Annotated in this window: 16 protein-coding genes; 8 read left to right on the top strand and 8 right to left on the bottom strand. The window is 44.0% G+C overall.

Annotation, left to right across the window (positions count from 1 at the left end; genetic code table 11):
• Positions 1-178: 178 nt before the first annotated feature.
• The 3 genes from LZG71_RS22445 to LZG71_RS22435 form a co-directional block, all read right to left on the bottom strand.
• Entirely contained in the window at positions 179-2,614 is a 2,436-nt protein-coding gene (locus LZG71_RS22445) for an FtsX-like permease family protein (protein ID WP_233824179.1), read from the bottom strand.
• A 169-nt stretch (positions 2,615-2,783) separates the two neighbouring features.
• A complete protein-coding gene (locus LZG71_RS22440) occupies positions 2,784-4,133 on the bottom strand; it encodes a hypothetical protein (protein WP_233824177.1) in 1,350 nt (449 codons plus the stop codon).
• 13 nt (positions 4,134-4,146) lie between these two features.
• Positions 4,147-6,597: a TonB-dependent receptor gene (locus LZG71_RS22435; protein WP_233824175.1), complete on the bottom strand. Its 2,451-nt coding sequence runs from the start codon at positions 6,595-6,597 to the stop codon at positions 4,147-4,149.
• Between the two features lie 507 nt (positions 6,598-7,104).
• Here LZG71_RS22435 and LZG71_RS22430 point away from each other — a divergent pair.
• The 5 genes from LZG71_RS22430 to LZG71_RS22410 all read left to right on the top strand — a co-directional run bounded on the left by LZG71_RS22430 (position 7,105) and on the right by LZG71_RS22410 (position 17,667).
• Positions 7,105-10,326, top strand: coding sequence for a S41 family peptidase (locus LZG71_RS22430; protein WP_233824173.1), 3,222 nt, complete (start codon positions 7,105-7,107; stop codon positions 10,324-10,326).
• Positions 10,327-10,628: 302 nt separating this feature from the next.
• Positions 10,629-11,216 carry an RNA polymerase sigma factor gene (locus tag LZG71_RS22425; protein WP_233824171.1) on the top strand — a complete coding sequence of 196 codons (588 nt, stop codon included), beginning with the start codon at positions 10,629-10,631 and terminating at the stop codon, positions 11,214-11,216.
• A 94-nt stretch (positions 11,217-11,310) separates the two neighbouring features.
• Positions 11,311-12,513 (top strand): FecR family protein, encoded by a 1,203-nt coding sequence (locus LZG71_RS22420; RefSeq protein WP_233824169.1) that lies wholly within the window; start codon positions 11,311-11,313, stop codon positions 12,511-12,513.
• Between the two features lie 215 nt (positions 12,514-12,728).
• Positions 12,729-16,154: a TonB-dependent receptor gene (locus LZG71_RS22415; protein WP_233824167.1), complete on the top strand. Its 3,426-nt coding sequence runs from the start codon at positions 12,729-12,731 to the stop codon at positions 16,152-16,154.
• 31 nt (positions 16,155-16,185) lie between these two features.
• Positions 16,186-17,667: a RagB/SusD family nutrient uptake outer membrane protein gene (locus tag LZG71_RS22410; protein WP_233824165.1), complete on the top strand. Its 1,482-nt coding sequence runs from the start codon at positions 16,186-16,188 to the stop codon at positions 17,665-17,667.
• Positions 17,668-17,839: 172 nt separating this feature from the next.
• On the opposite strand, the gene LZG71_RS22405 is transcribed toward LZG71_RS22410, so the two are convergent.
• Positions 17,840-18,328: a hypothetical protein gene (locus LZG71_RS22405; RefSeq protein WP_233824163.1), complete on the bottom strand. Its 489-nt coding sequence runs from the start codon at positions 18,326-18,328 to the stop codon at positions 17,840-17,842.
• A 605-nt stretch (positions 18,329-18,933) separates the two neighbouring features.
• On the opposite strand from LZG71_RS22405, the gene LZG71_RS22400 reads away from it, so the two are divergent.
• The 3 genes from LZG71_RS22400 (at position 18,934) to LZG71_RS22390 (ending at position 20,688) form a co-directional block, all read left to right on the top strand.
• Positions 18,934-19,938 (top strand): endonuclease/exonuclease/phosphatase family protein, encoded by a 1,005-nt coding sequence (locus LZG71_RS22400; RefSeq protein WP_233824161.1) that lies wholly within the window; start codon positions 18,934-18,936, stop codon positions 19,936-19,938.
• 161 nt (positions 19,939-20,099) lie between these two features.
• Positions 20,100-20,276 (top strand): DUF3606 domain-containing protein, encoded by a 177-nt coding sequence (locus tag LZG71_RS22395; RefSeq protein WP_233824159.1) that lies wholly within the window; start codon positions 20,100-20,102, stop codon positions 20,274-20,276.
• 115 nt (positions 20,277-20,391) lie between these two features.
• Positions 20,392-20,688 carry a hypothetical protein gene (locus LZG71_RS22390; protein ID WP_233824157.1) on the top strand — a complete coding sequence of 99 codons (297 nt, stop codon included), beginning with the start codon at positions 20,392-20,394 and terminating at the stop codon, positions 20,686-20,688.
• Between the two features lie 336 nt (positions 20,689-21,024).
• Here LZG71_RS22390 and LZG71_RS22385 read toward each other — a convergent pair whose 3' ends face one another.
• The 4 genes from LZG71_RS22385 to LZG71_RS30720 all read right to left on the bottom strand — a co-directional run bounded on the left by LZG71_RS22385 (position 21,025) and on the right by LZG71_RS30720 (position 23,432).
• A complete protein-coding gene (locus LZG71_RS22385; RefSeq protein WP_233824155.1) occupies positions 21,025-21,966 on the bottom strand; it encodes a nitrilase family protein in 942 nt (313 codons plus the stop codon).
• Between the two features lie 84 nt (positions 21,967-22,050).
• Positions 22,051-22,857 carry a helix-turn-helix domain-containing protein gene (locus tag LZG71_RS22380; RefSeq protein ID WP_233824153.1) on the bottom strand — a complete coding sequence of 269 codons (807 nt, stop codon included), beginning with the start codon at positions 22,855-22,857 and terminating at the stop codon, positions 22,051-22,053.
• The gene (locus LZG71_RS22375; RefSeq protein WP_233824151.1) at positions 22,857-23,027 is read right to left on the bottom strand and encodes a GrpB family protein; all 171 of its coding nucleotides are present in this window, start codon (positions 23,025-23,027) and stop codon (positions 22,857-22,859) included. Before LZG71_RS22375 ends, LZG71_RS22380 begins: the two co-directional genes overlap by 1 nt.
• Positions 23,028-23,339: 312 nt before the next feature.
• Entirely contained in the window at positions 23,340-23,432 is a 93-nt protein-coding gene (locus LZG71_RS30720; RefSeq protein ID WP_409013659.1) for a hypothetical protein, read from the bottom strand.
• Between the last annotated feature and the right edge of the window lie 22 nt (positions 23,433-23,454).

Raw genomic sequence — 23,454 nt, 5'->3', positions numbered from 1 at the left:
AATATAATAAATATCACAATCAGTGTAAATATTTTAGTGCAAATTAATATCAATTCATCATATTGAGCTAAAATGAAGAATGTCTTGAACATTAATTTTGGTCATTAGGATACCAATTGGAGACCTTGCCTTGATAACGGTAATTTGTAAACAGAAATAATTCAGCCAGTATTCCTCCCTAATCACTCTTCAAAGATTTCACCGGGTTCAGCAATGCTGCCCTCAGGCTTTGAATGCTCACAGTCAGCAGCGCAATGAAAATGGAAATCAGTCCCACTAAAAAATAAACGGGCCAACCAATTTGAGTCCGATACACAAAGTCTTGCAGCCATTGATCTGTGGCATAATAGGACAAAGCCAGACCGATCACAATTGCAATGAAAACCAATTTGGCAAACTCAAACGACAACATACCAACAACACTTAACACACTCGCTCCAAGCACTTTCCGGATTCCAATTTCTTTCACGCGTGTTTGGGTTATAAAGGTTACCAGGCCAAACAAACCAAGACAGGCAAGGAAAACGCCTATTCCCATAAATACCGTAATGAGCTTTGACGTGCGCAGGTCTTCGTGAAACAAAGTATTGAAATCTTCATCCACAAATGAATAGCTGAATGCTTTTTCCGGTTCGTACTGCTTGTATATCTTTTCAAGCAGAGCTATTTTTTCTTGTTTGTTGTCCTCAGGATTTAATCGTACCTGCAGGGATGACATTAGATTTCTTGTTTGTTTTCCGTCATGCACCTGAAACATGAATATGCCTGACTTCACCTTAGGCCCCATAAAATCATAGTTTTGTATTACACCCGCTATTTTACCCATGGGAACATTCTTAGTTGAAAACAACTGCTTCCCGACAGCATTCTCCTTTGTTAAACCCAGTTCTTTTATGGCGGTTTCATTCACTACATAATAGTACCCGTTGGTAGCTGCCACGTTCCTGTCTAGCGGCACGACCATCTTCATGCCCACATTCTCTATAAAATCTTCGTCCACCCAATTGGTAAACATAGTCACCTGCACTTTTTTGACAGGGTTATAGTGAGAAACCCCATTGAAATAGAGTAGCAATGGATTAGCGGATGTACTTACATTTTCAAATCCATAACGACTCTTCAAGTCCTGCTTTATAATGCTGCTCTTTCTGGATACTTTTCCCACCAGATTGATGTTGACGAGCTGCTCTTTGTTATATCCGGGGTTTTTGTTCTTCATATACGTGACTTGTTTGTTAACAACCACGCTGCCTAGAATGAGTGATGTGGAAATGGCAAACTGGACAATAATGAATGCGCGCCGTATTAGCGAGCTGTTATTACCAAACGCAAGATTGCCCCTTAAAACCTTGGCAGGGGAAAAACTTGCGAGGACGAACGAAGGATAAATGCCTGCAAGCAGGGCCGTGCCAATAAGCACCAGAATGACGGACGAAATGAAGTAGCCATCTTTGAAAATAGAAATACTGATGTCAAAACCAAGCAGCCCATTGAAAGATTTCCGGCCTGCGATGGTGAGAACCGCGGCTAATAAAAAGGCCAGCATGGTAATGAGCAGCGATTCACTAAAAAACTGCCCAAACAGCGAAAGCCTGCTTACACCAAGTGTTTTGCGCAAACCTACCTCCTTTGCCCTTACCACAGCCCGGGCCGTTGTAAGATTGATGTAATTGAATAGTGCCAGTAACAGCACCGCTATTGCGATTCCAAAAAAAACTTTAACTGTGGTGTTGTTTGATCCGGATTCACCGATGTGTAATTTGTACAGTGATTGAAGTTTATATTTATCTTCCGCATTGTAAAACATATACGATTCTTTACCTCCGCTTAAAAATTTGCGGGCAGCGGGCAACTTTTTCAATACGTTTTCAGGAGATTTCCCTGGCCCTAACATCAGATAAATGTCATAATTGGGTAATGCGATTGTAGTGTCTAGTTTTAATCCCGTTGCAACGGAGCTTATCAGGTCATATTCTATGGAAGAATTGGAAACCATATTTTTCATCACGCCTGAAACTTCCAGCAATGCCGTTTGCCCTTTAACAGATGGCTCGTCATTCTTTCCCTCGTCGTAATAGTATAAATCCTTCCCTTTGTACGCCAGCTTTTGACCCACAGGATCCTGATCACCAAAATACTGCTCTGCAATTCGCTCTGATATAACCACTGTCATAGGTTTGGAGAGTACCGTGACCGGATTTCCTCTCACCAGCGGGAAGGTGAAGACAGAAAAGAATGAGGTATCTGCAAATGCAATGGTTTGTTTCTTTTGAGGTCCATCCGGTTTCGTTGCATTTTTTATTAGCGCTTCATTTCCCCCACGTACCCTCACGTAATTAACAATTGCCGGATCCGTTTCTTTAAGATATGGGGCAAATTCGGGCTCAAACTGTGTCCAGACAAAATCGTGATCTTCTGCCGGATTATAACTCTGGATCTGAAAGATGCGGTCACCATTCTCATGAAATCTGTCATAACTCAGCTCGTGAACGACGTATTGCAGAATGATAAAAGAAGCGGCCATGCCTACACCCAGACCAAAAATATTGATAAAGGAAAAGACTTTATGTTTCCTGATATTCCGAAAAGCAACTTTGAGGTTATTTGCAAACATGGTTGAGATGGTTATGCCGCATTATAAGTTACTGAGTGTATAATTTTACCATACCATGTTTCGGTTAACTTTGTTGCCGCACCTGATAAAATTAAATCTGCACACACCAAAAAAGGACCACCCACCGGGCAGTCCTTTCAAATGAAATTACTTTACTATGAAGCGAATCTTAGTAAGATCCGATGTAGCTCGATCCTGACTTGCCAGTCAACGTCGCTCCTTTAATCACAGCTTTGGTTTTCCAGTTGATCACATACAGTTTTCCAGCTTCGCCTGTTGGTGTAAGTGGTACATATACGTGATCGCCGTCTACTGCAATGTTTTGGTACTGACCAAAATCAAGTCCCGCCTCATAGTCATTTGCAAGTTTCGTCGCCGTTTTGGCGTTCAGATCTACAAGCGCAATGTATCCGCCTTTTCCTGCGATGTTGTAAAGCACAACACCAACTCCGTCTTTTACATATCTGAAAGCCTGGATACGGGCATCGGTAACAGCCAAAGCCTGATCCAGATTGAAATGGTAAGCTGCATCGTAATCATTGGTATTTTTGTCGATACGCAGGATGTCTTTTCCTCCCGTAGCCGTTGCCTGATACACGTGACCATCTGCACCCACATACTGCGTCATTGTACGGTATGAGTGATTGTTGGTTTTAGACAAGGTTGAGTAGATCAACTTTGGATTTCCCAACGATGGAAAATCTACAACAAGAGTTACTGTCCCGATCGTTCTACCAGCAGCATCATTCGCCCAAACCGGCTCTCCGGCTGCGTTGTAAGACAATTTTTTAGGATCTATTTTACTTACGTTGCATCCGATGTATATCTTGTTTTGCGCCTCATTCAATACGGGTACATCCACACGGCCTACATAATATCCCTGTGCTTCAAGTTCTGCCGTGAAAGGGAAATCGAATTCAGTAGAATTACGAACAGCTACCTTGTCCAGTTCGATGTGAGCAATCCTCACTTTTCCTCTTCTGTATTTGTAAACGTGATTTGGAGCTGCACCTTCCTTTTGAATATCGCCTGCAAGAAGATTTACACCAATCCCAATGTTTTCAGCGGCTTTTACCCAGCGTGGCGACGTTCCAATCATGTCTGATACATCAAGTTCCTTTCCCGAATCCTGATAATCTTTCTGACCTTTCACTATGTATTTGTTGAACACACCACCATCCTCGCCTGTGTACTGTATGTTATAAAGCTCGGTTCCGTTTTCTGATGCTTGTACACGAGCAGTACGGGCCGACCGAAGAGGATATCCGTTATCGTAGATATTGAGCGAAAAGTTTGGATCAATTGCCTGTGCATGTGTTATCGCATAAGCCCTTGTTCCTCCATTTCCCGCTGTTCCCTCAGCATCAGGTATAGAGGCAGTCAGAGAAATAAATTCGCGGCCATCCGCAGGATTTTCAACTCCTGGTCCCGGGCTTGACGGGTCGTTATCACAACCCGTTAAGGTACCAATCACTAGTGCCGTGCAAAGCAACGATGCTTTGAAAAACATTCTTTTCATAGTTAGACGTAGTTTATAAAAATTTACTGATTGTATAATTGAGTTTTAAAGAGATATTTCTGCCCGGTTTCTGCACACCAAAATTGTCATACATTTCAGCATTAAGCAGGTTTTTACAGTCCGCACTTATCACCATTTTTCCATTCGGGAAACGGTAACTGGCACCAATGTCATGGTATAGCTGGGTAGGTGTGGTAAACCATTCCGATTCCATCCAAACTGTCTGGAAAGGCGCTACGTAAGCAGCATTGTAATACAGGTTGAGAATAGATTTTTTCTGAAATTTATCGTTCAAACGATATTGCACGCTACCGTTCATGGTAAAGAAAGGCTCATTGGGCAATTGCAAATTGTACAAGTCATGCGGTCTTCCCTGTTCATCCGTTTTCTGCTTGAAAAGCGAATTGAACTTGGAGAAATTGAACAGTGCGTTCAGGCGGTTGTTATATATGTAGGTGATCTCCGCTTCGAAGCCTCTCGACTGCGTTGCTGACAGGTTTACGTATTTGGTCACTTCAATATCTCCATCGCTCTCCCTTCCCGGGATCACCTGATCTGCCACAGCCTGTAGTGCTATTTTGTTGTAGCCATTGCGCCAGAAGGTATTGGCATAAACCGAGAATTTGTGCTTTCCTTCACCCGCCGAGGCATAACGGAAACCAATATTGTAGTTTACGTTTTTTTCCGGTATCAGATTAGGGCTTTCAAGAATGTTGTTTTCAGGATCACCGTACAGCTGGTTTTCCGTAGCTACTACATAAGAGTTTTCGGTGGAACCGATGATGTAGGTTTTAGGAATGACGTTGTAGGAAACCGTAGCGCCATAACCTTTATTGGTATTTACTGTTTTATTTCTTACCCTGTTTACCGTTGTCACTCCCTCACGGGTAATCAATTCCGGCCGGGTCTGGATGGTGCGGTTGGAGGTTATTTTACCAAGAATATTGGTTTTTAGTTTATTGTTAAATATCTGGGATTCGTAGTTGGCTGCGAAAATATTGTTCATGATGTTGCTGACCGTCACCATGTTCTGATCCACAGGATTCAACAAGTTTCTGTCGTTTCTGTCGGTTGTTTCCAGTTTATGGTTTACAGATAACCTGTGTCCCGGAATTACCGTATAAGCCAGATTGGAACGCATGTTCGTGATCTTACGGTTCACTTCCGTTATGCTCTTCGCGCCCTGCTGTCCCATTCCCGGAGTCGGGGGAACAGGTATTTCAACGCCGTTTCTGATAAGCATCCGTGGTTTTCCGTCCCAATTGTACACCTGCCCAACGGTATCCCGCACAGCAGTGCCGCGCTGGCTGCGAACCGCATTTACGTTCAGCGCCATTCCTTTTACCAGGAAATTGTTCTTGTTGTAGTTTAAGCTGAACACGTTGGCATTGTATTCTGCCACCCTTCCCACGTACGGTCTTGCCATGGTGGTTCCGTGAGGAATCTCCTGATAAGTGTCTGATACATTGTATCCAAGGAAAAACTGATCAGCCCATTTCACGTTCGTAAAGCCTACCTCAAATCGTCCTCCTACTGTTCTGTAAGCATTGTTGAATCTTTTTGCACGGTAATAGCGTTCCAAAGTACGGTCGGGATGTACAAACTTGGAGAACTTCCCCCAGGTCGTGTAGCTGTTGTCGGTATAAGTGTAAAAACCCGAAGCTCTTGCCGTCAAACCTGTATTTTTATTCCTGTAAATACCTGATAAATCGGATTGAAATGTGTTGAAAGAGCCGTAAGAAGCGGCAGCGGTAATGTTGTTTTGAGAAGCATCTTTTTTCAGTATCACGTTGATAGCCCCACCTACATAATCTCCTGTAAGATGAGACGGAAGCACACCTTTGTATACTTCGATGCGCTCGATCATGGCCGGAGGAATGTTGTTCAGGTTGAATGAAGATCCATAAGTAGAAATCTCAATTCCGTCCAGAAACAACCCTACCGCACTTCCCGACATCCCGTTCAGGTTATATTCCACGCGGGATCCTACCCCACCATTTTGGCGAACACGAACTCCCACCGATCTGTCCAGCAGTTCATTGGTAGTCAGGTTTCTGAGTGAGGCTTCTTTGGTCTCAATAATTGTTACTGCAAAGCCCTGTGTTTCAAGCTCTTTTTTCTCTGTTTTACCAACCACCTGCACTTCCAGAAGATTATTTGCGTCTTTCAGTTTTACACTGATATTGTGCGTTTGTTCCGCTTTCTGCACATGCAGCTTCGACTCATGAAGGTGTATTTCGAGAGAAGAGACCACAAGTGTATGATGGCCAAAAGGAACATTTTTGATTTCGTAACGCCCTGCTTCGTCGGTGGTAGCAGCCAGTGAACTCTTCGCCACATGGATCGTAGCAAAACTCACCGCTGTTTTTCCGTCAGATGTTACCCGACCGCGAATGATGCCGTTTTGTGCAAAGGATAAAGAAGCTGAAAAAAGAATTAGGACAATAGTAAAAACTGGTCTCATATTCTGAAACGGAGGGAGAACCTATATTTAGTTAGATGATAGTTTGCCAACATATCCGGTCTCAACCTTAAAAGAGAAAAGTCTCAATTTTAATTTAGACCTAGACTAAATAGTTAACGGTCGCAAAGATATAATATAACTTTTACGAGGAGAAGATAGCTTTGAAAATTAGTATAAATTGACAAATTATTACAAATAATAGACCCATTTGGCGTAAAATGTGGTGGATTTGGTACAAGATTTGGTTTAAAATGTCTGGCAGCGCCCGACAATTCCCTAAACTCTTATCTGATTTTAATTTCTACTAATTTGAAAAACAACCACATACATTTTCTCCATATCAAACACTTTTATCAGAATCGATTTTCACAATGGAAGTTTTTGAAAATTGTATTTAATAAAGAGAGCCCGGTCTAAATTTCTTCCAAACACTGCAAATTCAGAAACACCCTTTCGGTATATTTGTATCACTCTTGCCACCAAGAATCACTCATCCTTCATTTTTACATGATTAGTAGAATTACTATTTCTCTTTTTCTGCTCTGCGCCTATGCTGCAACGGCGCAGACAAGTCCTAAATGGGTGCGCTATCCCTCTATATCTCCGGATGGAAGTACCATTGCTTTCACTTACAAAGGTGATCTTTACAAGGTAGGTACATCCGGCGGACAGGCAACACAGCTCACTTTTCATGAAGCCCACGATTATCAGCCTGTATGGAGCCCTGACGGAAAACAAATTGCATTTGCCTCAGATCGTTATGGCAATTTTGACCTGTTCGTTATGAATGCCATGGGTGGCGAAGCAAAACGGCTTACTTTCCATTCCAATGACGAAACACCTTTTTCATTTACACCAGATGGTCAGTCGGTTCTGTTTGGAGGTGTACGTCAGGATCTCGCTTCGCACCGCCAATATCCGATTGCTTCTCAACCGGAATTGTATTCCGTACCCGTTCACGGCGGAAGTATCAAACTGGTATTGACAAGTCCGGCAGAATATGTGCAGTATACCAAAGACGGCAAAACGCTTTTGTATCATGACAAAAAAGGCGGAGAAAATGAATGGAGAAAACACCAGAAATCCGCCATAGCGCGTGACATCTGGACGTACGATATCAAATCCAAAAAACATACAAAAATCACGTCGTTTTACGGAGAAGACCGTCAGCCCGTGCTGGCAAATGGTGATAAGAACATCTATTATTTAAGTGAAGAGAGCGGCAATTTCAACATTCACAAACTGGCGCTGGCTAGTCCTGCAACCAACACAAAAATCACCTCACTCAAAACGCATCCGGTTCGGTTCCTGAGTGCTTCCAACAATGGTTTGTTAAGCTTTTCCTATGCAGGGGAGTTGTATACAATGCGCGAAGGCGAAACGCCTAAGAAGGTCGATGTAAGTATTTACACCCAGGATAAATCGAACAAAGACAGCTTTGCGGCAATCAACGGAGGAGTTCGTGAATTCTCAATTTCACCAGATGGAAAAGAAGTTGCGTTTACTGCAAGAGGTGAAGTGTTTGTTACTTCTGTGGACGGGAAAAGCACCAAACGCATTACCAACACCCCAGAACAGGAACGATTTGTTGAGTTTGCCCCAGATGGAAAATCACTGGTATATGCAAGCGAGCGTGATGGCCGCTGGCAGATATTCCAGGCCAAAAAGAGCCGTAAAGAAGAACCTTTTTTTTATGCATCCACAGTCATCGAAGAAAGTGTTTTGGTTGGAAACAAGAGCGACAACTATCAGCCCCAATTTTCTCCGGACGGAAAAAAACTGGCCTATATTGAAGATCGTCGTTCCCTTAAAGTTCTTGACATCAGCTCCAATAAATCCATTACATTGCTTACTCCAAAAGAGCTTTATCACATGCAGGATGGCGACCAGTATTTTACATGGAGCCCCGACAGCAAATGGATTCTTGCGAATGTAAAACCCACCATGGTGAACGGCGAGGTTACTTTGCTTGATGCGGAAGGTAAAAAAGAAATGACCAACCTGACCAAAAGTGGATACAACGATTACGCCGCAAAATGGGTAAATAACGGAAAACAGATCCTCTGGTTTAGTAACCGTCACGGAATGAAAGACCACGCTTCAAGTGGTGGTTCACAAGCTGATGTGTATACCATGTTTTTGACCAGAGATGCGTGGGACAAATTTAACCTGAGCAAGGACGATTACAGCCTTTTTAAGGAACTGGAAAAACTGAAAGAAGGCGATAAAGGAAAAGACAAAAAGGACTCGACCAAAACGGACAAAAAAGTCGAACCCATCACCATTGAACTGAATGGCATTTACGACCGCAAGGCACGTTTGACCATTCACTCATCCAGCCTGAGCGACGCGGTTCTTTCAAAAGATGGAGAGAAACTTTACTACCTTGCCCGTTTCGAGAAAAACGCCAACCTCTGGAGCACCAATCTGAGAACGAAGGAAACCAAAATGGAAATGTCGCTGGAAGGCAGCGGCGGTAGTTTGATCTGGGATAAAGAACAAAAAAATCTGTTCCTCCTGGCAGGCGGAAAAATTACCAAGATTACACCGGAAGGAAACAAAAAAGAAGCCATCCAGATCGAAGGCGATATGTTTGTTGATTCGGAAGCAGAACGCAGCTACATGTTTGAGCACGTGTGGTTACGTACTAAAAAAATGTTCTACACACCCGATATGCACGGCGCGGATTGGGAAGCTCTGAAAAAAGAATACATCGGTCTGTTGCCGCACGTTGGCAATAGTTACGAGTTCGCGGAATTGCTGTCAGAACTCATCGGAGAGCTGAATGTTTCTCACGCAGGAGCCCGTTACAGCAGAACTGTACCGGAAGCCGACGCCACGGCCTCACTGGGCATTTTGATGGATTATAACCATACCGGCGCAGGTATCCTTATCTCAGAAGTATTGCAGCAAGGACCATTGGATAAAGCAGGATTCACTGTAAAACCGGGTTACATCATAGAAAAAATTGACGGAGAAACCATCGTTGCCGACCGCGACATTGCCCGTTACCTGAACCGCAAAGCAGGCAAATTCACCTTGCTTGAAGTTCTGGATCCGAAATCGAAAAACCGTGAACAAATTACGGTGAAACCCATTTCTCTTGGGGAAGAAAATCAGTTGCTCTACAAACGCTGGGTAAAGCGCAACCAGGCGGAAGTAGATAGCCTGTCGAAAGGCAAATTGGGCTATGTGCACATTCCGGGTATGAACGACGGACAATACAGAAGCGTGTACGAAGAAATGATGGGTAAATATGCAGACCGAGAAGGTGTTGTAGTGGATACAAGATTCAACGGCGGAGGGGATCTCGTTGCCGATCTGGCGATGTTCTTTACCGGCGATAAATTCCTGACCTACGCAACTTCGGATCGTTCGGTTGGTCTTGAACCTACTTTCCGCTGGACAAAGCCAACGCTTGCCATGTTTAACGAAGCCAATTACAGCGACGGTCACTGTTTCTCATGCGGTTACACCGATCTTAAAATTGGCAAAACAGTAGGTATGCCGGTTCCGGGAACTTGCAGCTTTGCAGGTTGGGAAGCATTACCTGACGGAACACGTTGGGGAGCTGTGCCGATCAGCGCCAAAAACAAAGCAGGAGAATGGCTGGAAAACAATGAAACCAAACCTGGTTTTGAGGTTAAAAATGATCCGGCACTCATTGCAACCGGCAAGGACCAGCAGCTCGAAAAAGCCATCGAAGAATTACTGAAAGATATAAAATAGTTTTCAAAGCAAGCAAAAATGAGATCCTGAGTATCCGGGATCTCATTTTTGTTTTAGGAAGGTTTGAAAAGTGTTAATCTTTAATTCGAAATTTCGGGTAAAAAACCGCTGATCCTGTATTTGTAATTAGTACGCTACATCTGAATCTGTACCTGCTAAGAACTCGCAGGTAGATTATAGAAATAGTTATAGTACTATTTTAACTATAAATAATTTAGAATTAATCCGGTTTCCTTTACATTTGTTTTCCTAAGTGAAAAATATGATCCGGATTTCTGTCTTCCTTAATGACCATTTAGAAAATGTCATACTCAGCACCTGCCATAGACGAAAAGGACATTTTGCCGCGCGTTGCAAACGGGGATGAGAGGGCATTCAGGTGGCTTTTTAATGAGTATCACCATAGGATTGGAGCCTACATTTTCAGAATCACCAAATCCCACGAGCTGGCGGAAGAAGTGGTGCAGGACATATTTTTAAAACTGTGGACTAACCGAGATTCCCTGTCTGCCGTCACCAATTTTGATGCTTATATCTTCGTTATTTCTAAAAATCATGCGCTAAACTGTCTTAAAAGAATCGCCTGTGAAAAAGCATTAACCACCGAGATCGGCGCAGTAGGCTACGAACTGCAAATTGAAGAACCCGAAGCAGACCATGAGCGATATCTTCTTGTCGATGAAGCAATTGACCGCCTCCCACCCCAGCAACGGCTTGTGTATTTACTCAGCCGGCACGAACGTTTGAAATACTCCGAAATAGCGGATCGTCTCAGTTTGTCGCGCGAAACGGTGAAAAAGTACCTGCAAATCTCTACCGAATCAATCACCTGCTACATTCGTAAGAGGCTGACTATCAGTTTTATTTTATTTATATCCTACTTTATTTAAAAATAATCACATTTAAATACCCCCTTTTTTAACACTTTTTCTGTCTTAGATACAAACGCATCATTTTGTATCACGCGGAAATAATTGTTGTTATATGAAGGATTTTTCCAGTCGGCTCGCTTACCTGTTCAAACAGTATTACTCCGGAGAAGCAACTGATGCTGAAACCAGAGAGTTTATGTCGATTGTACAGGATGCGGAAAACAACGCGGAACTTTCCGGGTTGCTTCATGAAGCCTGGAAAAACTCAGAACTGGAAAATCCTTTTTTCACCAAAGAAGACAGCAACCGTATTTTTGATGGTATCGTAAGACCAGCAAATGAAGGCGGGGAAGAAGAACAACCACCAGAGCAACCAACGATCTCCGTCTTTTACTGGTGGCGTTATGTGGCGGCGGCGATCTTCCTGATTATCGGATTCGGAGTATTGTACAGGTTTCAATCTAAATCCGCAGTACGAGAGGTCGCCATTGAGAAGTCCGTTGTAACAGATTTCGCCCCTGGCGGCAACCGCGCCATGCTCACGCTTGCGGATGGCTCGACCATCGTACTTGACAGTGCCTCAAACGGCGTTCTTGCCAGGCAGGGCGGTACGGAAGTAAACAAAAAGGAAAACGGCCAGCTGGTTTACCACGCATCCGGTCAACAGAATATTCAGCCTTCTGCTCAGATGAATATGCTGTCAACGCCCAAAGGCGGACAATATCAAATTGTGTTGCCGGACGGAAGCAAGGTATGGCTTAACTCTGCTTCATCGATAAAATTTCCGGCTGTCTTTTCCAAAAACGAAAGGAAAGTCGCTGTAACGGGTGAGGTTTATTTCGAGGTGGTTAAAGACAAAAGCAGCCCGTTCCGGGTATCATTCGGGGAAACCGAAATTGAAGTTCTGGGTACCAGTTTTAACGTGATGGCGTACGCAGATGAAGCCGATTTCAGAACCACTTTGGTAGAAGGTTCCGTTTCGCTGACTAATAAAAAAGCCAACATGATGCTGAAACCGGGGCAACAGGCGTCCATTGCACTTTCAGGTACAATGACCAAAAAGGAAGCAGACATTGACGAAGTGATAGCCTGGAAGAAAGGATTATTCTATTTTCAGGATGCGAGCATTCAGGAAGTGATGAAGAAAGCTGCGCGCTGGTATGACATCGACGTCCGCTATGATGGCACAATTCCCGTCCGGAAATTTACCGGAAAGGTGTCTATGGATGTTAACATCTCGGAGTTGCTTCAAATGCTGAAATATGCCGGCGTAAACTGTAAAATCGAAGACAAAAAAATTATAGTCTCTTCCTAAACCCCTAACCGTATATAGCTGAACGTTAAATTTCCCCACTAACAATCTAAACCCTGAATGATGAAAATACTATTGAAACCGCCGAGCTAACTGTCTTTTTGACCTGAAACAAAAACAGGGAAAATGCTGCGAACATTTCCCCTGAACATAACTCAGGCTCATCAATCTGACTCTTTTCACAAAGCAATTTTGTCTTACCTAAATCATACAAATATATGGAAATAAACCTTTTACTACGGCGTGGAAAGTCTCAGCGGCTGGCCATACCTGCTAAACTATTAAGGACGATGAAACTGGTAACGCTCCTGCTCATAGCGACCCTATCGCAAGTAACCGCGACCGGGTACAGCCAGAAAATTTCGCTGGAAAAACGAAATGTTTCGATCGAAGCAGCTTTCAAAGCCATTGAAAGCCAGACTGATTACCTTTTCCTGTACGACAAGCTTGATTTGCCAACGTCAAGGCTCGTGTCTGTCAACATTAAAAATGCCACCATTGACCAGACTTTGAATCAGCTTTTCCAGGATTTACCACTGTCTTACAAGATTTTTAAGAAAAATATTGTCATTAAAAAAGAGGAAAAAGCGAAGGAATCCTCTGTCCTGACACCTGTGGAAAAGCCCGCAGCATTTCAGTCTCTTACCGGAAAAGTAACGGATGAAAAAGGTGAAGGACTGCCGGGTGTCAACATCATTGTAAAAGGTACTTCCAAAGGTGCTACCACCAATATTTCCGGAGAATATCAGATAGACGTTCCGGACGCGAATGCAATACTGGTGTTTTCATTTGTGGGTTACCTTACGCAGGAAATTCCGGCAGGAAACAGAACCAGCCTGAATGTGGAACTTAAAACAGACGACAAAGCACTGGAAGAGGTTGTAGTTGTAGGTTACGGAACGCAGAAAAAAAGTGATCTGACCGGAGCTATATCTTCCATAAAAGCGGAAGATCTTAAAAAACTGCCGACTACTTCTTTCGATCAGGCAATTCAGGGCCGTGCGGCGGGAGTTCAGGTGACGCAGGCTTCCTCTGCTCCGGGCGGACGTGTTTCCATCCGGATTCGTGGCGGCAATTCATTAAGCAGCGGTAACGAACCACTTTATGTCATTGATGGCTACCCCATTACCGCCGGCGGAACTGCGGGTGGGAACGGAGCTGGTCAGAATCCGCTTGCGTCGATCAATCCGAGTGATATCGCTTCCATGGAAATATTAAAGGATGCATCTGCCACAGCGATTTACGGTTCACGCGGAGCAAACGGTGTTGTGTTGGTGACCACCAAACGCGGAAAAGCCGGAAAAACTACCGTAACCTACGACGGATATTATGGCGTACAGAAGGTGATAAAAAAACTGGATATGATGAACGCTAGGGAATTTGCAACACTGGTGAATGAGGCCAGAGCAAATGATGGTGTGGCTACACCTGCCTATCCAAATCCGGCTGATCTTTACAATTTTCCTGACCCGGCAACCATGGGAGAAGGTGTTGACTATCAGGATGAGATATTTCGTTCTGCGGCTATTCAAAATCACACCTTAAACATTTCGGGAGGTAATGACATTACAAGAGTTGCGGTATCCGGCAGCTATTTTGACCAAAAAGGAGTTCTTAAAGGATCCGATTTTAAGCGGGCATCGGTGAGAGCCAACATTGACACCAAGCTGAACAAAAATCTCATGTTCACCACCAACCTTACTGCAAGCAAGGTATGGGGAAACAATGGCCGGTCGGAAGGTGATGGCGGCGGCAATGCGAACACGGTTAACGCTGCCCTTATTATGCCACCAACTGTTCCTATATTTCAGCAGGATGGATCTTACACGAGACTCAATCCAACGCCCGGCGGCTCCACGGTACACAATCCTGTTCCTATTGTGCTGTTTAACAAAGATTTTCAGAACGTGGACAGGCTGATGGGAACCATGGCACTTACCTGGAACATCATCACGGATTTGTCTTTGAAGGTTTCGGTGGGTACCGATATGTCTCATGCCAACAGGGAAACCTATGAGCCCCGTCAAACTGTGAACGGTTACAATGCCAACGGCAGAGCCGGCCAGTCGAACCGCCGTTCCCTATCCTATCTGAACGAAAACATTCTTACTTACAACAAAGCATTTGATAAACATTTGTTCAATGTTGTGGCTGGATACACATTACAAATGGATAGAGATCAGCTGTTTAGTGCATCTTCAAGTAATTTCCTGACGGATCTTTACGGAGCCGACAAACTGGACGCAGGTGCGGTGTTTACCACGCCTGTTTCATGGAAGAACCAAAGCCAGCTTGTTTCTTACCTGGGCCGGATCAACTATACATTCAATAACAAATACCTGCTTTCGGTTACAGGGCGTTCGGATGGTAGTTCTAAATTTGGTGCGAACAACAAATGGGCCTTTTTCCCTTCTGTGGCCGTTGCCTATAAGTTGTCCGAGGAGTCGTTCATACAGAATATTGATGCGATCAGTAACCTGAAAGTGCGGGCTAGTTATGGAAAAACAGGTAATCAGAATATTGCGGGCTACCGCTCTCTTGCGCGCCTGAACGTTTACAACTACGATTTAAGCGGTGCCCTCGTTTCAGGTTTGGCGCCAGGAAATATTGCCAATCCGGACCTTCGCTGGGAAACGACCTCTACCACAGACGTTGGTATTGACCTCGATCTTTTTGGGAACCGTCTGACATTTGTAGCAGATTATTACTACAAGAAAACGACCGATCTGCTCTGGAACGTCAGCATTCCGCAAACATCCGGTTTCCCATCCATTTTCAGAAACATCGGAAGTCTCGAAAACAAAGGACTTGAACTAAGCATTGGCGGTGATATTTCGGTGAAGGATTTCAAATGGAACTCACAGATCAACTGGTCATTAAACAGGAACAAAGTTCTGGAGATCCCGGGTTACACACCTTCCACCCAGGAAGAAATATCGGGTCACCTGAAAATAAACGGAAGCTGGCTTGAACCAGGCTTGCCGGTCGGTGTCTGGAACCTGCTTCAATATGATGGCGTGTTCCAAAATCAGGAGCAGTATGACAAAGGCCCAAGATCCGCAGCAAATGATAAACTTGGAGATGCCCGATTCATTGACCGCAACGGAAACGGATCCATCAACCTGGCAGAAGACAGAATGATTGTTGGTGACCCCAATCCTGATTTTATATTTGGCTGGTCGAACAACTTCTCATACAAAAGATTTGACTTGTCGGTTTACATGCAGGGAACTTACGGAAATGACATCCTGAACGTACAAAGAGCAGAAAGTAACGTATCCGGTCCGTGGGGAAATCAGAGAAAGGAAATAGTAGATCGCTGGACACCAGCCAACCCGACTTCGGATATTCCGCGTGCACGTGTAACAGTTAACCCGCTTCTGCTGCAATCGTCCTGGCTGATCGAAGACGGGTCATTCCTAAGAGTGAAAACCGCTTCCCTTGGCTACACTTTCAAACCTGCGAAAGGTATCAGCTCGTGCCGCATATATGTGACAGGCCAGAATCTGCTCACTTTCACCAAATATTCCGGATTTGATCCGGAGGTGAATTCGCCGGGAAACAGTAATCTTCAGCTTGGTGTGGATTACAACGCCTACCCTGCCGCACGTACCTTCATGGTTGGTGTTAATGTTGGTTTTTGATCAGATGTAAATGCTATTAAAAAATATGACGATGAAAAAGAATTTCAAAATATGGATTTCCTCAGCACTCTTTCTGACGAGCATGTTCGGCTGTCACGAGAGTTTCCTGGAAGAAAAAGTGTACGATACGCTTACTCCCCTGAATTTTTACAAAACCGAAGCAGACATGCAGGCGGGTGTTATTTCAGTTTACAATGCGATGCACTCAGGCGATTGCTGGGGAAGGCAGGTGTGGCTTGCTGGCGAATATCCGGGTGAGTCATCGTGGCCCAACAACTCGGGTGAAGCGTGGCGTTCGGAGCTGGATCAATACACCTGGACGCCAAGTTCTACCGGCTTCAAAACAATATGGAGTGGTTTATACAAAATGGTTAACCGCGCAAATACGGTCATCCAATATGCGGATCAGATCACGTATGTTAACCCGGCTAACAAAGAGCAGATTGTGGCGGAGACAAGATTTCTCCGTGGACTCGCCTATCTGACACTGGTGCGTTTCTTCGATCATGTGCCTTACGTAGTGGTTGAAAACAATGAGGATCTTTATCCTTCCAATGCCGATACAGACGAAAAAGTGTGGGCACTGATCATTGACGATTTTAAATATGCGCTATCGGTTTTACCACCTGTACAAACGGGCAGAAATATTGGTCGGGCAACAGCCGGAGCTGCGCAAACGATGCTCACAAAGGCTTATCTGACCAGAGCCGGAAAGCCCTGGAACAAACAGGAATATTGGGCTCTTGCTGCTGATGAAGCCAACAAGATTATCAACAACACTGCGTATGGATACGGCCTTCATGCCAACTACAGTGATGTTTTTACCATCGCCAATGAACATGCGAAAGAATATATTTTCAGCATGGAACTGGAAAGCGGGATTGGCCTGGGAAAAGATTTTCCGACTTTCACCGGCATTCGCAGCGGTAACCAGCTGAGGCTGGATGGCTGGTCTTCTCTGGTAGCTGAGACCAAATTCTTTGATTCTATGGATGCAAAAGATAAAAGACGCAACAAAACGTTTGTCGTTTCTTACAGTGATATCAGAGGAAACGGAACGGTGTATGAGTATCCAAAAACAATCACTCTGCCTCACTTTAACAAATTCATCAATATGGATGACAACAAAGCAACAGGCACAGGTGACTACGCTACAAACCTGCCAATTACCCGCTATGCCGATGTGTTGCTGATGCACTCAGAAGCAGAAAACGAGGCAAAAGGACCGAGCGCGGCAGCTGTAAAAGGGATTAACATGGTGAGAGAAAGAGCAGGACTCCCCTTGCTCACACCAGGCTCTATGACAAAAGAATCGCTGAGAGAAGCCATCATTCAGGAGCGTTCCTGGGAGCTTTGTGAGGAAGGCCATGCGTACTTTGATTTGAAGCGGCAGAATGCCATTATCAAACGAATTACCACTTTTAAGCCAACTGAAAAAAGCTACGCGTTCCCGGTACCTCAGGACGAGCTGGACGTTAATCCCAATTTGAAACAACATCCTAATTACCAATAAAAAGGATAACAGGATCCTGGCAAATGAAACGGCGGCTGATGGAGTAATTCATCAACCGCCGTGTCATTTTTATTGCATTACATGCTTGTTTTCAGATAATACGATCGGTACAACTGGCATTGACTTTCAAATTCTGATTCAAAATCAAGACCTCATTATAAAAATCGTTGTTCTATTTCCGCCGGTATTTAATGTCCCCTCTCCGCAAACCGGACTGCGGGAGCAGGAAGCCCGGGTATTGCCCGGGATCTTTTGTAAGCTGTACTAAAATCTGAGAGGACAAGTACCGTTTTTTGCAGCGAACGGACTGTAAACATTCGATCAATTCCGTTTCGGTACTTTGCTTAGGTATGTATGCGGCAATACCTGCCCGGAAGCACATCATGAGCGCCATAGATTCCATGTTGTCGGCATACAGTACAATCCGGGCATCAGGGAATTTTCTTTTGATGTTCCTGATTATCCGCAGATCAGTCTTTTCCTTTTCCGGATCCAACCCGAGGATAAAAATAGACACGTCGTTATCAGGTTGCAGACACCCGCAGAACTCGTCAAAGTTGTGCGCTTCCCGAATACTGAACTCCTGATATTTCTCATTCAACAGGAGTTTTAATCCCAAACGTAGCATGGGTTGCCGATCTAAAATAACAATTTGGTCCATATTAGCTATTGCGGTTGATTCCAAGATTTGATAACTGTACAGTCAATACTTCCTGTCTCACGGTTCAGGGTGCAATAATCAGTTTAACAGCACCAAATTAATTTCTCCCTCACAGCTCCGCAATAGAGATCCGTTTAACGGTGCCATTCATTTATTAAAAGCAAAAGATGGACTAGGCAATCGCATTTGTTCCGCTTTTCTTCACACGCCGGCTCCAATATTATCATTGTGTTTCCTCTGTTTTTTGGCTTCGCTTTTGCCTTACCTTCATGGCGCAATCTCTTTCATTCTTTTTGCAGGATCCGATTATCGGAACGCGACGTTATGAAATTCGCAGCAGGTATACATCTGCTACATTCTATTTATCAAAAAGATGATCGCAGCGCAATATCAGGAATTAACCTGTGTTGGTTTTACAACCACAAATAAGTACTTGCAGTGTATGCGCCCACTTTTTTGTTGCAGATTGCCGGCGGTCAGAAATGACCGCCATTTTTGGTTTTGAAATCCTGACAACGCCTCTCTTATTGGTAATAAAATGTTAATCTAAGTACACTTCACGGGTCATAATGCAGGTGTAATTTTGGTAAACAAAACCTCAGCATATGATTCGGAAATCTCCTTACAATAAAAGATTTCTTGGACGGTTCTCAGCACAGTCCGCGCTCGCCACACTCCTCTTTTTCTCTCCCGCCTTCCCGGATTTCTCAAAACAGCAATCGGAACTGAGGCAAACCGACCATACCAGTATAAATCTAAAGAGCCAGGATTCAGGAGAATTCTCTGTTTTGACATACAACATCGCTGGCTTGCCGCAGATCATTTCCAGTGCTGCAACAAGGCGCGCACCAAGCATAGCGGAAATAGGAAGAAGACTCAACAACTTCGACATTGTGAATGTGCAGGAGGATTTTAATTACAACAGGCAACTCTATCATTCGGGTAATGCGCACCCGTTTCGCACCAGGACCAAAGGCGGCGTTCCGTTTGGTGATGGTTTGAACACTTTATCGAGATTTCCGGTACATCAGGTTCGGCACGTTCCATGGAACAACTGTACCGGTGCGGATTGTCTCACTCCGAAAGGTTTCACTTTTTCAAGGATTGAAATTGCAGATAAGCTCTTTATACATCTGTACAATATTCACGCAAATGCTTACAACCATTTGTCAGCTGCCGGGGCACGACGTGAAAACCTGATTCAGCTATCAAAGTTTATCAGGGAAAATTCAAAGGATCAGGCTGTGATCATCATGGGTGATTTTAATGCGCATTACAGTTATCATTATGACAATGTGCATCAGTTTTTGAAAGAAAATGAGTTTAACGATGCCTGGCTGGAACTGAAAAACAAGAATCACATACCGGCTGCGGACAAAAAATTGCCGGAAAGTAATATTCTTAAAATTACGGGAGAGGCCGAATCAATCGACAAGATTTTTTACCGCAGCAATGAACTGATTCAATTCACTGTTTCTGAATATCATCTTGAAAATTTTTCATTTCTGGATAATGGAAAACCACTCTCCGACCACCATCCCGTAAGCGCCAGGTTTTCCTGGAAATTACAGCATAAAAAGGGAGCAGATCTGCTGGCCGTTGCTCCTTAACCATCAGAATTAATTGTTCTGAATCCAAAAACATACCCAATCCTGAATACAGGTTCACGTATGAAAAGCCCTGAATTGGGCTTTATTTGATTCACCCGCTGGTACTGCTACACTGGTACGGATTTTGATATGAATATCACATCAACCAACCGTGAAAAGCCATGGCAGACGACAAAACAAAACAAGGAGTGGCCGATAGTAGCCGTATCAATGTAAAAGAAGATTACGAGGTTGCTTACTGGACCGATGCGCTGAATGTTACCAGGGAAGAGCTGGAACAAGCTGTGCGGGAAGTGGGTACATCCGCAGCGGCGGTGAGAAAGTATTTGAATAAGTAAATGTGATATTTTATTTCCCTAAATCATCTCGCGGGATAATATCATTAAAAGTTGACGGTGCCGAAAAGCATCCACAGCTCAGTTTCATAACATCAGCAATCATAAACTATTAACCATGATAAAGTTTGGTCAATTTCCATTTTCGGAAGAATCAAAAAGTATAATTAATGATGCCGTGACTCATCACCTGCACCAATCCGGCATCGAGATTGGCGGGCAACCGGAAGTGGATGCACATGGAGAAGATGTGTTAAAAGTAAATGTTGGTCAAAAAGAGGCTCCGGACGAAAAGATACTAACCGAAGCTGAATTGCACGATTTAGTGTACAACCTATTTTTTTCTGACAGTTCCATATCCCCAGTCGGCCAGAAAATCGACATTTCAGTATGTACACATCAGGAGAATAACTAAAATCTGTGAGTTCCGGCAGATAGCTTTGAGACAGGAATCATAACAGAATGTGAGGTTAAAAATGGCATCATCGCTGTTTATACCAATCATCTGTTACTCACAAAAACACCTTTCCGACATGATCAGGAAGGTGTTTGTTTTTAGATGAGTAATTATTCCCGTCTGAAACTATATTAAGTTTTTATGGTTGGTTAAGATATGATTGGCACAAAAAATAATGGCGTTGTGTATCTTGGAATAGATATCTGTCAGGCTCGTTCAAAGAACCTGACAGATTGCGGTTAGGATCTCACCAAATAAGATTAAAGGCGCATGTGGCTCCTAACCTGACCAGCTTTAAAGCCAAACCACCTTCTGTTCTGAGACATGTGCCTTACCGATGATCTCACTGTATAAAGCCGGCTTGCGGGCGTTAAGGTATCTGGTACCGCCTGCTGCTTTTATCTTCTCAGGAACCAGGGTAGCAATCGCGATGTCATTACCCAGCGCGCGGCATTCTGCTACAACGTCTCCGAAAGGATCTACAATCATGGAGCAGCCATTCTTTAACTGATCATCGTCCATCCCGATTGGATTTGAAAAGACGGCGTAAATCGCATTGTCGTAGGCACGGGCCGGGAGCCATTTCATCAGCCAGCTCCGCCCTTTGAGTCCGTCGAATTCCTGTCGCAGGGTGGTGGGGTCGTTTTCTTTGTTGAACCACAAAGCCGGGTCGACAAAACCGGCACCAGGGCGCGAAGACGGCGTGCACATCGTCACGTGAGGCATAAAAATAATGTCAGCTCCAAGCAGTTTTGTTGCCCGCACATTTTCGATGATATTGTTGTCATAACAGATCAGAATTCCACATTTCCATCCAAACAAATCGAATACCACATACTCATTGCCTGGCTTTAGGTGCGGGTTAATGAATGGATGTAGTTTGCGGAATTTGGCAACCAGCCCATTTTCATTCACACACACATATGCTTTATACATGTTATTTTCTGCATCCTTTTCAAATAAACCCGCCAGGATGGTAATGTTGTTTGCGTGTGAAATCTCAGTCAATTTCCGTACACTGGGACCGTCGGGGATGCTTTCTGAAATGGCCAGCATCTGCTCCCCGGACAAATTCCGTGCGAATGTATAACCCGTCACCGAGCATTCGTGAAAAGCGATTACCCTCGCACCTTCCTTCGCAGCCTGCCGCGAAAGTGTATCGATCATTTCGAGATTGTAAGTTTTGTCTCCACTACGGTTTTCAAACTGCGCCGTCGCGACTTTCAAATTTTCCATAAATTCTGTCCAATTTTAATGAATACCCAAAGCTACCAGCACTCAAACTTCTCTGATTGTACAAATCCGACAATTGCGAAAAAGTCATAAAGGTATTTCCAAAAAATTGGCCGCGAGCAGCTTGGGCTGGTCCAGATACTCGCCCGGCGTTAAACCCGAAATATTTTTCATAGTCCGGATCAAATGCGCCTGGTCGAAAAAACCTGCCTCATACACCAGGCCTGTATAATTTGCAGGTCGGTTTTGACGCAATAGTTTCAGAAAATACTGGATTCTGGTAATGCCTGCAAACTTCTTGGGCGAATACCCCACGTACTCCTGAAAAACGCGCTCCAACTTCCTTTCACTGATTTGCAGTGAGGATAAAATGACCCGAACGGGCATATCGCCATTGCCCTGTTGAATAAGCCTCACCGCTTGAAGTGCATTGCTGTTTGCGGGCTTAAAATCGGCCATCTTTTTCAGAAGAAAATCTTCGATCAAGGCGATTCTGGTCAGGTTGGTTTGAGCATGATGTATCTGGTCCGACAAATCGACGGCTTCCTGAAAATAGATATCTTCCAGATCTAAAACCTGATCAATAAGACTAGTGGCCTGCGTTTTTAGCAAAGAAGAAATAGCGAAAGGATGAAAAACGACCACCAGAATACCGATTTTTCCTGTGGCCGTAAGGTCCTGAAAATGGTGAAAAGGACCATAAAAAAAGGAAGACGGAAGGCTTGCAGCCGGTGTGTTATGTTGCCGGATAAGAATAGGGTCTTTATAATTGAAGACCATCCCGGTGTTCCCATCCGAAAACATCCTCAGGTTTCGGTACGGAATGTCGTCCACATCAATGACGAGAAAATGTTTGATCAGATGTTCCAGTGCGGCGGTTGGAGGAAGTTGCATTACAGATCAGTGTGGGAAGGTGACCAATTAATGGAAGCGACCCATATTTCAGCTGTGGAGCCTATGTGACAAATGGATATATCCCGCGCTTTTGTTGCTTCGTGAAGTGAACCGGCGATCTCGCGGAACTGAGATGGCACATGTGCCTGATATGGAACAATACTGATCATATGAGATGCAATATTAAGTATCGTTTCATCAACATCAATGAAAGAAAATAATTAATTATTTATCGTAAAAACGGTTAGCGTTGTTGTTATTACTTAAACCAAGTGATCATGGCTTAAAACGAATAAATAAGCTTGAATCTTAATCCACTTGAAGAATCCACAACGTTTTTTATGAATTAGGTATCCAACCACATGCTAACAATCAGGGCTAAAGAGCGTAAATTCCTGTGGAGCTGCAATGCCATGGAAAGCGAAACAGGACCCTTCCAAAAGTAGGAAAGGTCCTGTTTCGCTTCATTAATAAAATTTACCTTATAAGCGGGTAATAATCACCTTACGATTTTCGACTGCCCCGTTTTGGAAAGATATTTTCACCAGGTAGATTCCAGCGGGAAGATTTTTCACATTGATCGGCGAAGCGATGCTG

The sequence above is a fragment of the Dyadobacter sp. CY312 genome, from assembly GCF_021390535.1.
Lineage (GTDB): Bacteria > Bacteroidota > Bacteroidia > Cytophagales > Spirosomataceae > Dyadobacter.
Note: the sequence above shows the minus strand (reverse complement) of the source record. Positions and strands in the feature narration are given on the sequence as shown.

Excerpts from the sequence above, each read along its gene's own strand:
- LZG71_RS22385 (WP_233824155.1), bottom strand. The coding sequence starts at position 21,966 with ATGGAAAATTTGAAAGTCGCGACGGCGCAGTTTGAAAACCGTAGTGGA.
- LZG71_RS22430 (WP_233824173.1), top strand. The coding sequence starts at position 7,105 with ATGATTAGTAGAATTACTATTTCTCTTTTTCTGCTCTGCGCCTATGCT.
- LZG71_RS22410 (WP_233824165.1), top strand. The coding sequence starts at position 16,186 with ATGAAAAAGAATTTCAAAATATGGATTTCCTCAGCACTCTTTCTGACG.
- LZG71_RS22425 (WP_233824171.1), top strand. The coding sequence starts at position 10,629 with ATGTCATACTCAGCACCTGCCATAGACGAAAAGGACATTTTGCCGCGC.
- LZG71_RS22375 (WP_233824151.1), bottom strand. The coding sequence starts at position 23,027 with ATGATCAGTATTGTTCCATATCAGGCACATGTGCCATCTCAGTTCCGC.
- LZG71_RS22395 (WP_233824159.1), top strand. The coding sequence starts at position 20,100 with ATGGCAGACGACAAAACAAAACAAGGAGTGGCCGATAGTAGCCGTATC.
- LZG71_RS22420 (WP_233824169.1), top strand. The coding sequence starts at position 11,311 with ATGAAGGATTTTTCCAGTCGGCTCGCTTACCTGTTCAAACAGTATTAC.
- LZG71_RS22415 (WP_233824167.1), top strand. The coding sequence starts at position 12,729 with ATGGAAATAAACCTTTTACTACGGCGTGGAAAGTCTCAGCGGCTGGCC.
- LZG71_RS22435 (WP_233824175.1), bottom strand. The coding sequence starts at position 6,597 with ATGAGACCAGTTTTTACTATTGTCCTAATTCTTTTTTCAGCTTCTTTA.
- LZG71_RS22390 (WP_233824157.1), top strand. The coding sequence starts at position 20,392 with ATGATAAAGTTTGGTCAATTTCCATTTTCGGAAGAATCAAAAAGTATA.
- LZG71_RS22445 (WP_233824179.1), bottom strand. The coding sequence starts at position 2,614 with ATGTTTGCAAATAACCTCAAAGTTGCTTTTCGGAATATCAGGAAACAT.
- LZG71_RS22405 (WP_233824163.1), bottom strand. The coding sequence starts at position 18,328 with ATGGACCAAATTGTTATTTTAGATCGGCAACCCATGCTACGTTTGGGA.
- LZG71_RS22380 (WP_233824153.1), bottom strand. The coding sequence starts at position 22,857 with ATGCAACTTCCTCCAACCGCCGCACTGGAACATCTGATCAAACATTTT.
- LZG71_RS22400 (WP_233824161.1), top strand. The coding sequence starts at position 18,934 with ATGATTCGGAAATCTCCTTACAATAAAAGATTTCTTGGACGGTTCTCA.
- LZG71_RS22440 (WP_233824177.1), bottom strand. The coding sequence starts at position 4,133 with ATGAAAAGAATGTTTTTCAAAGCATCGTTGCTTTGCACGGCACTAGTG.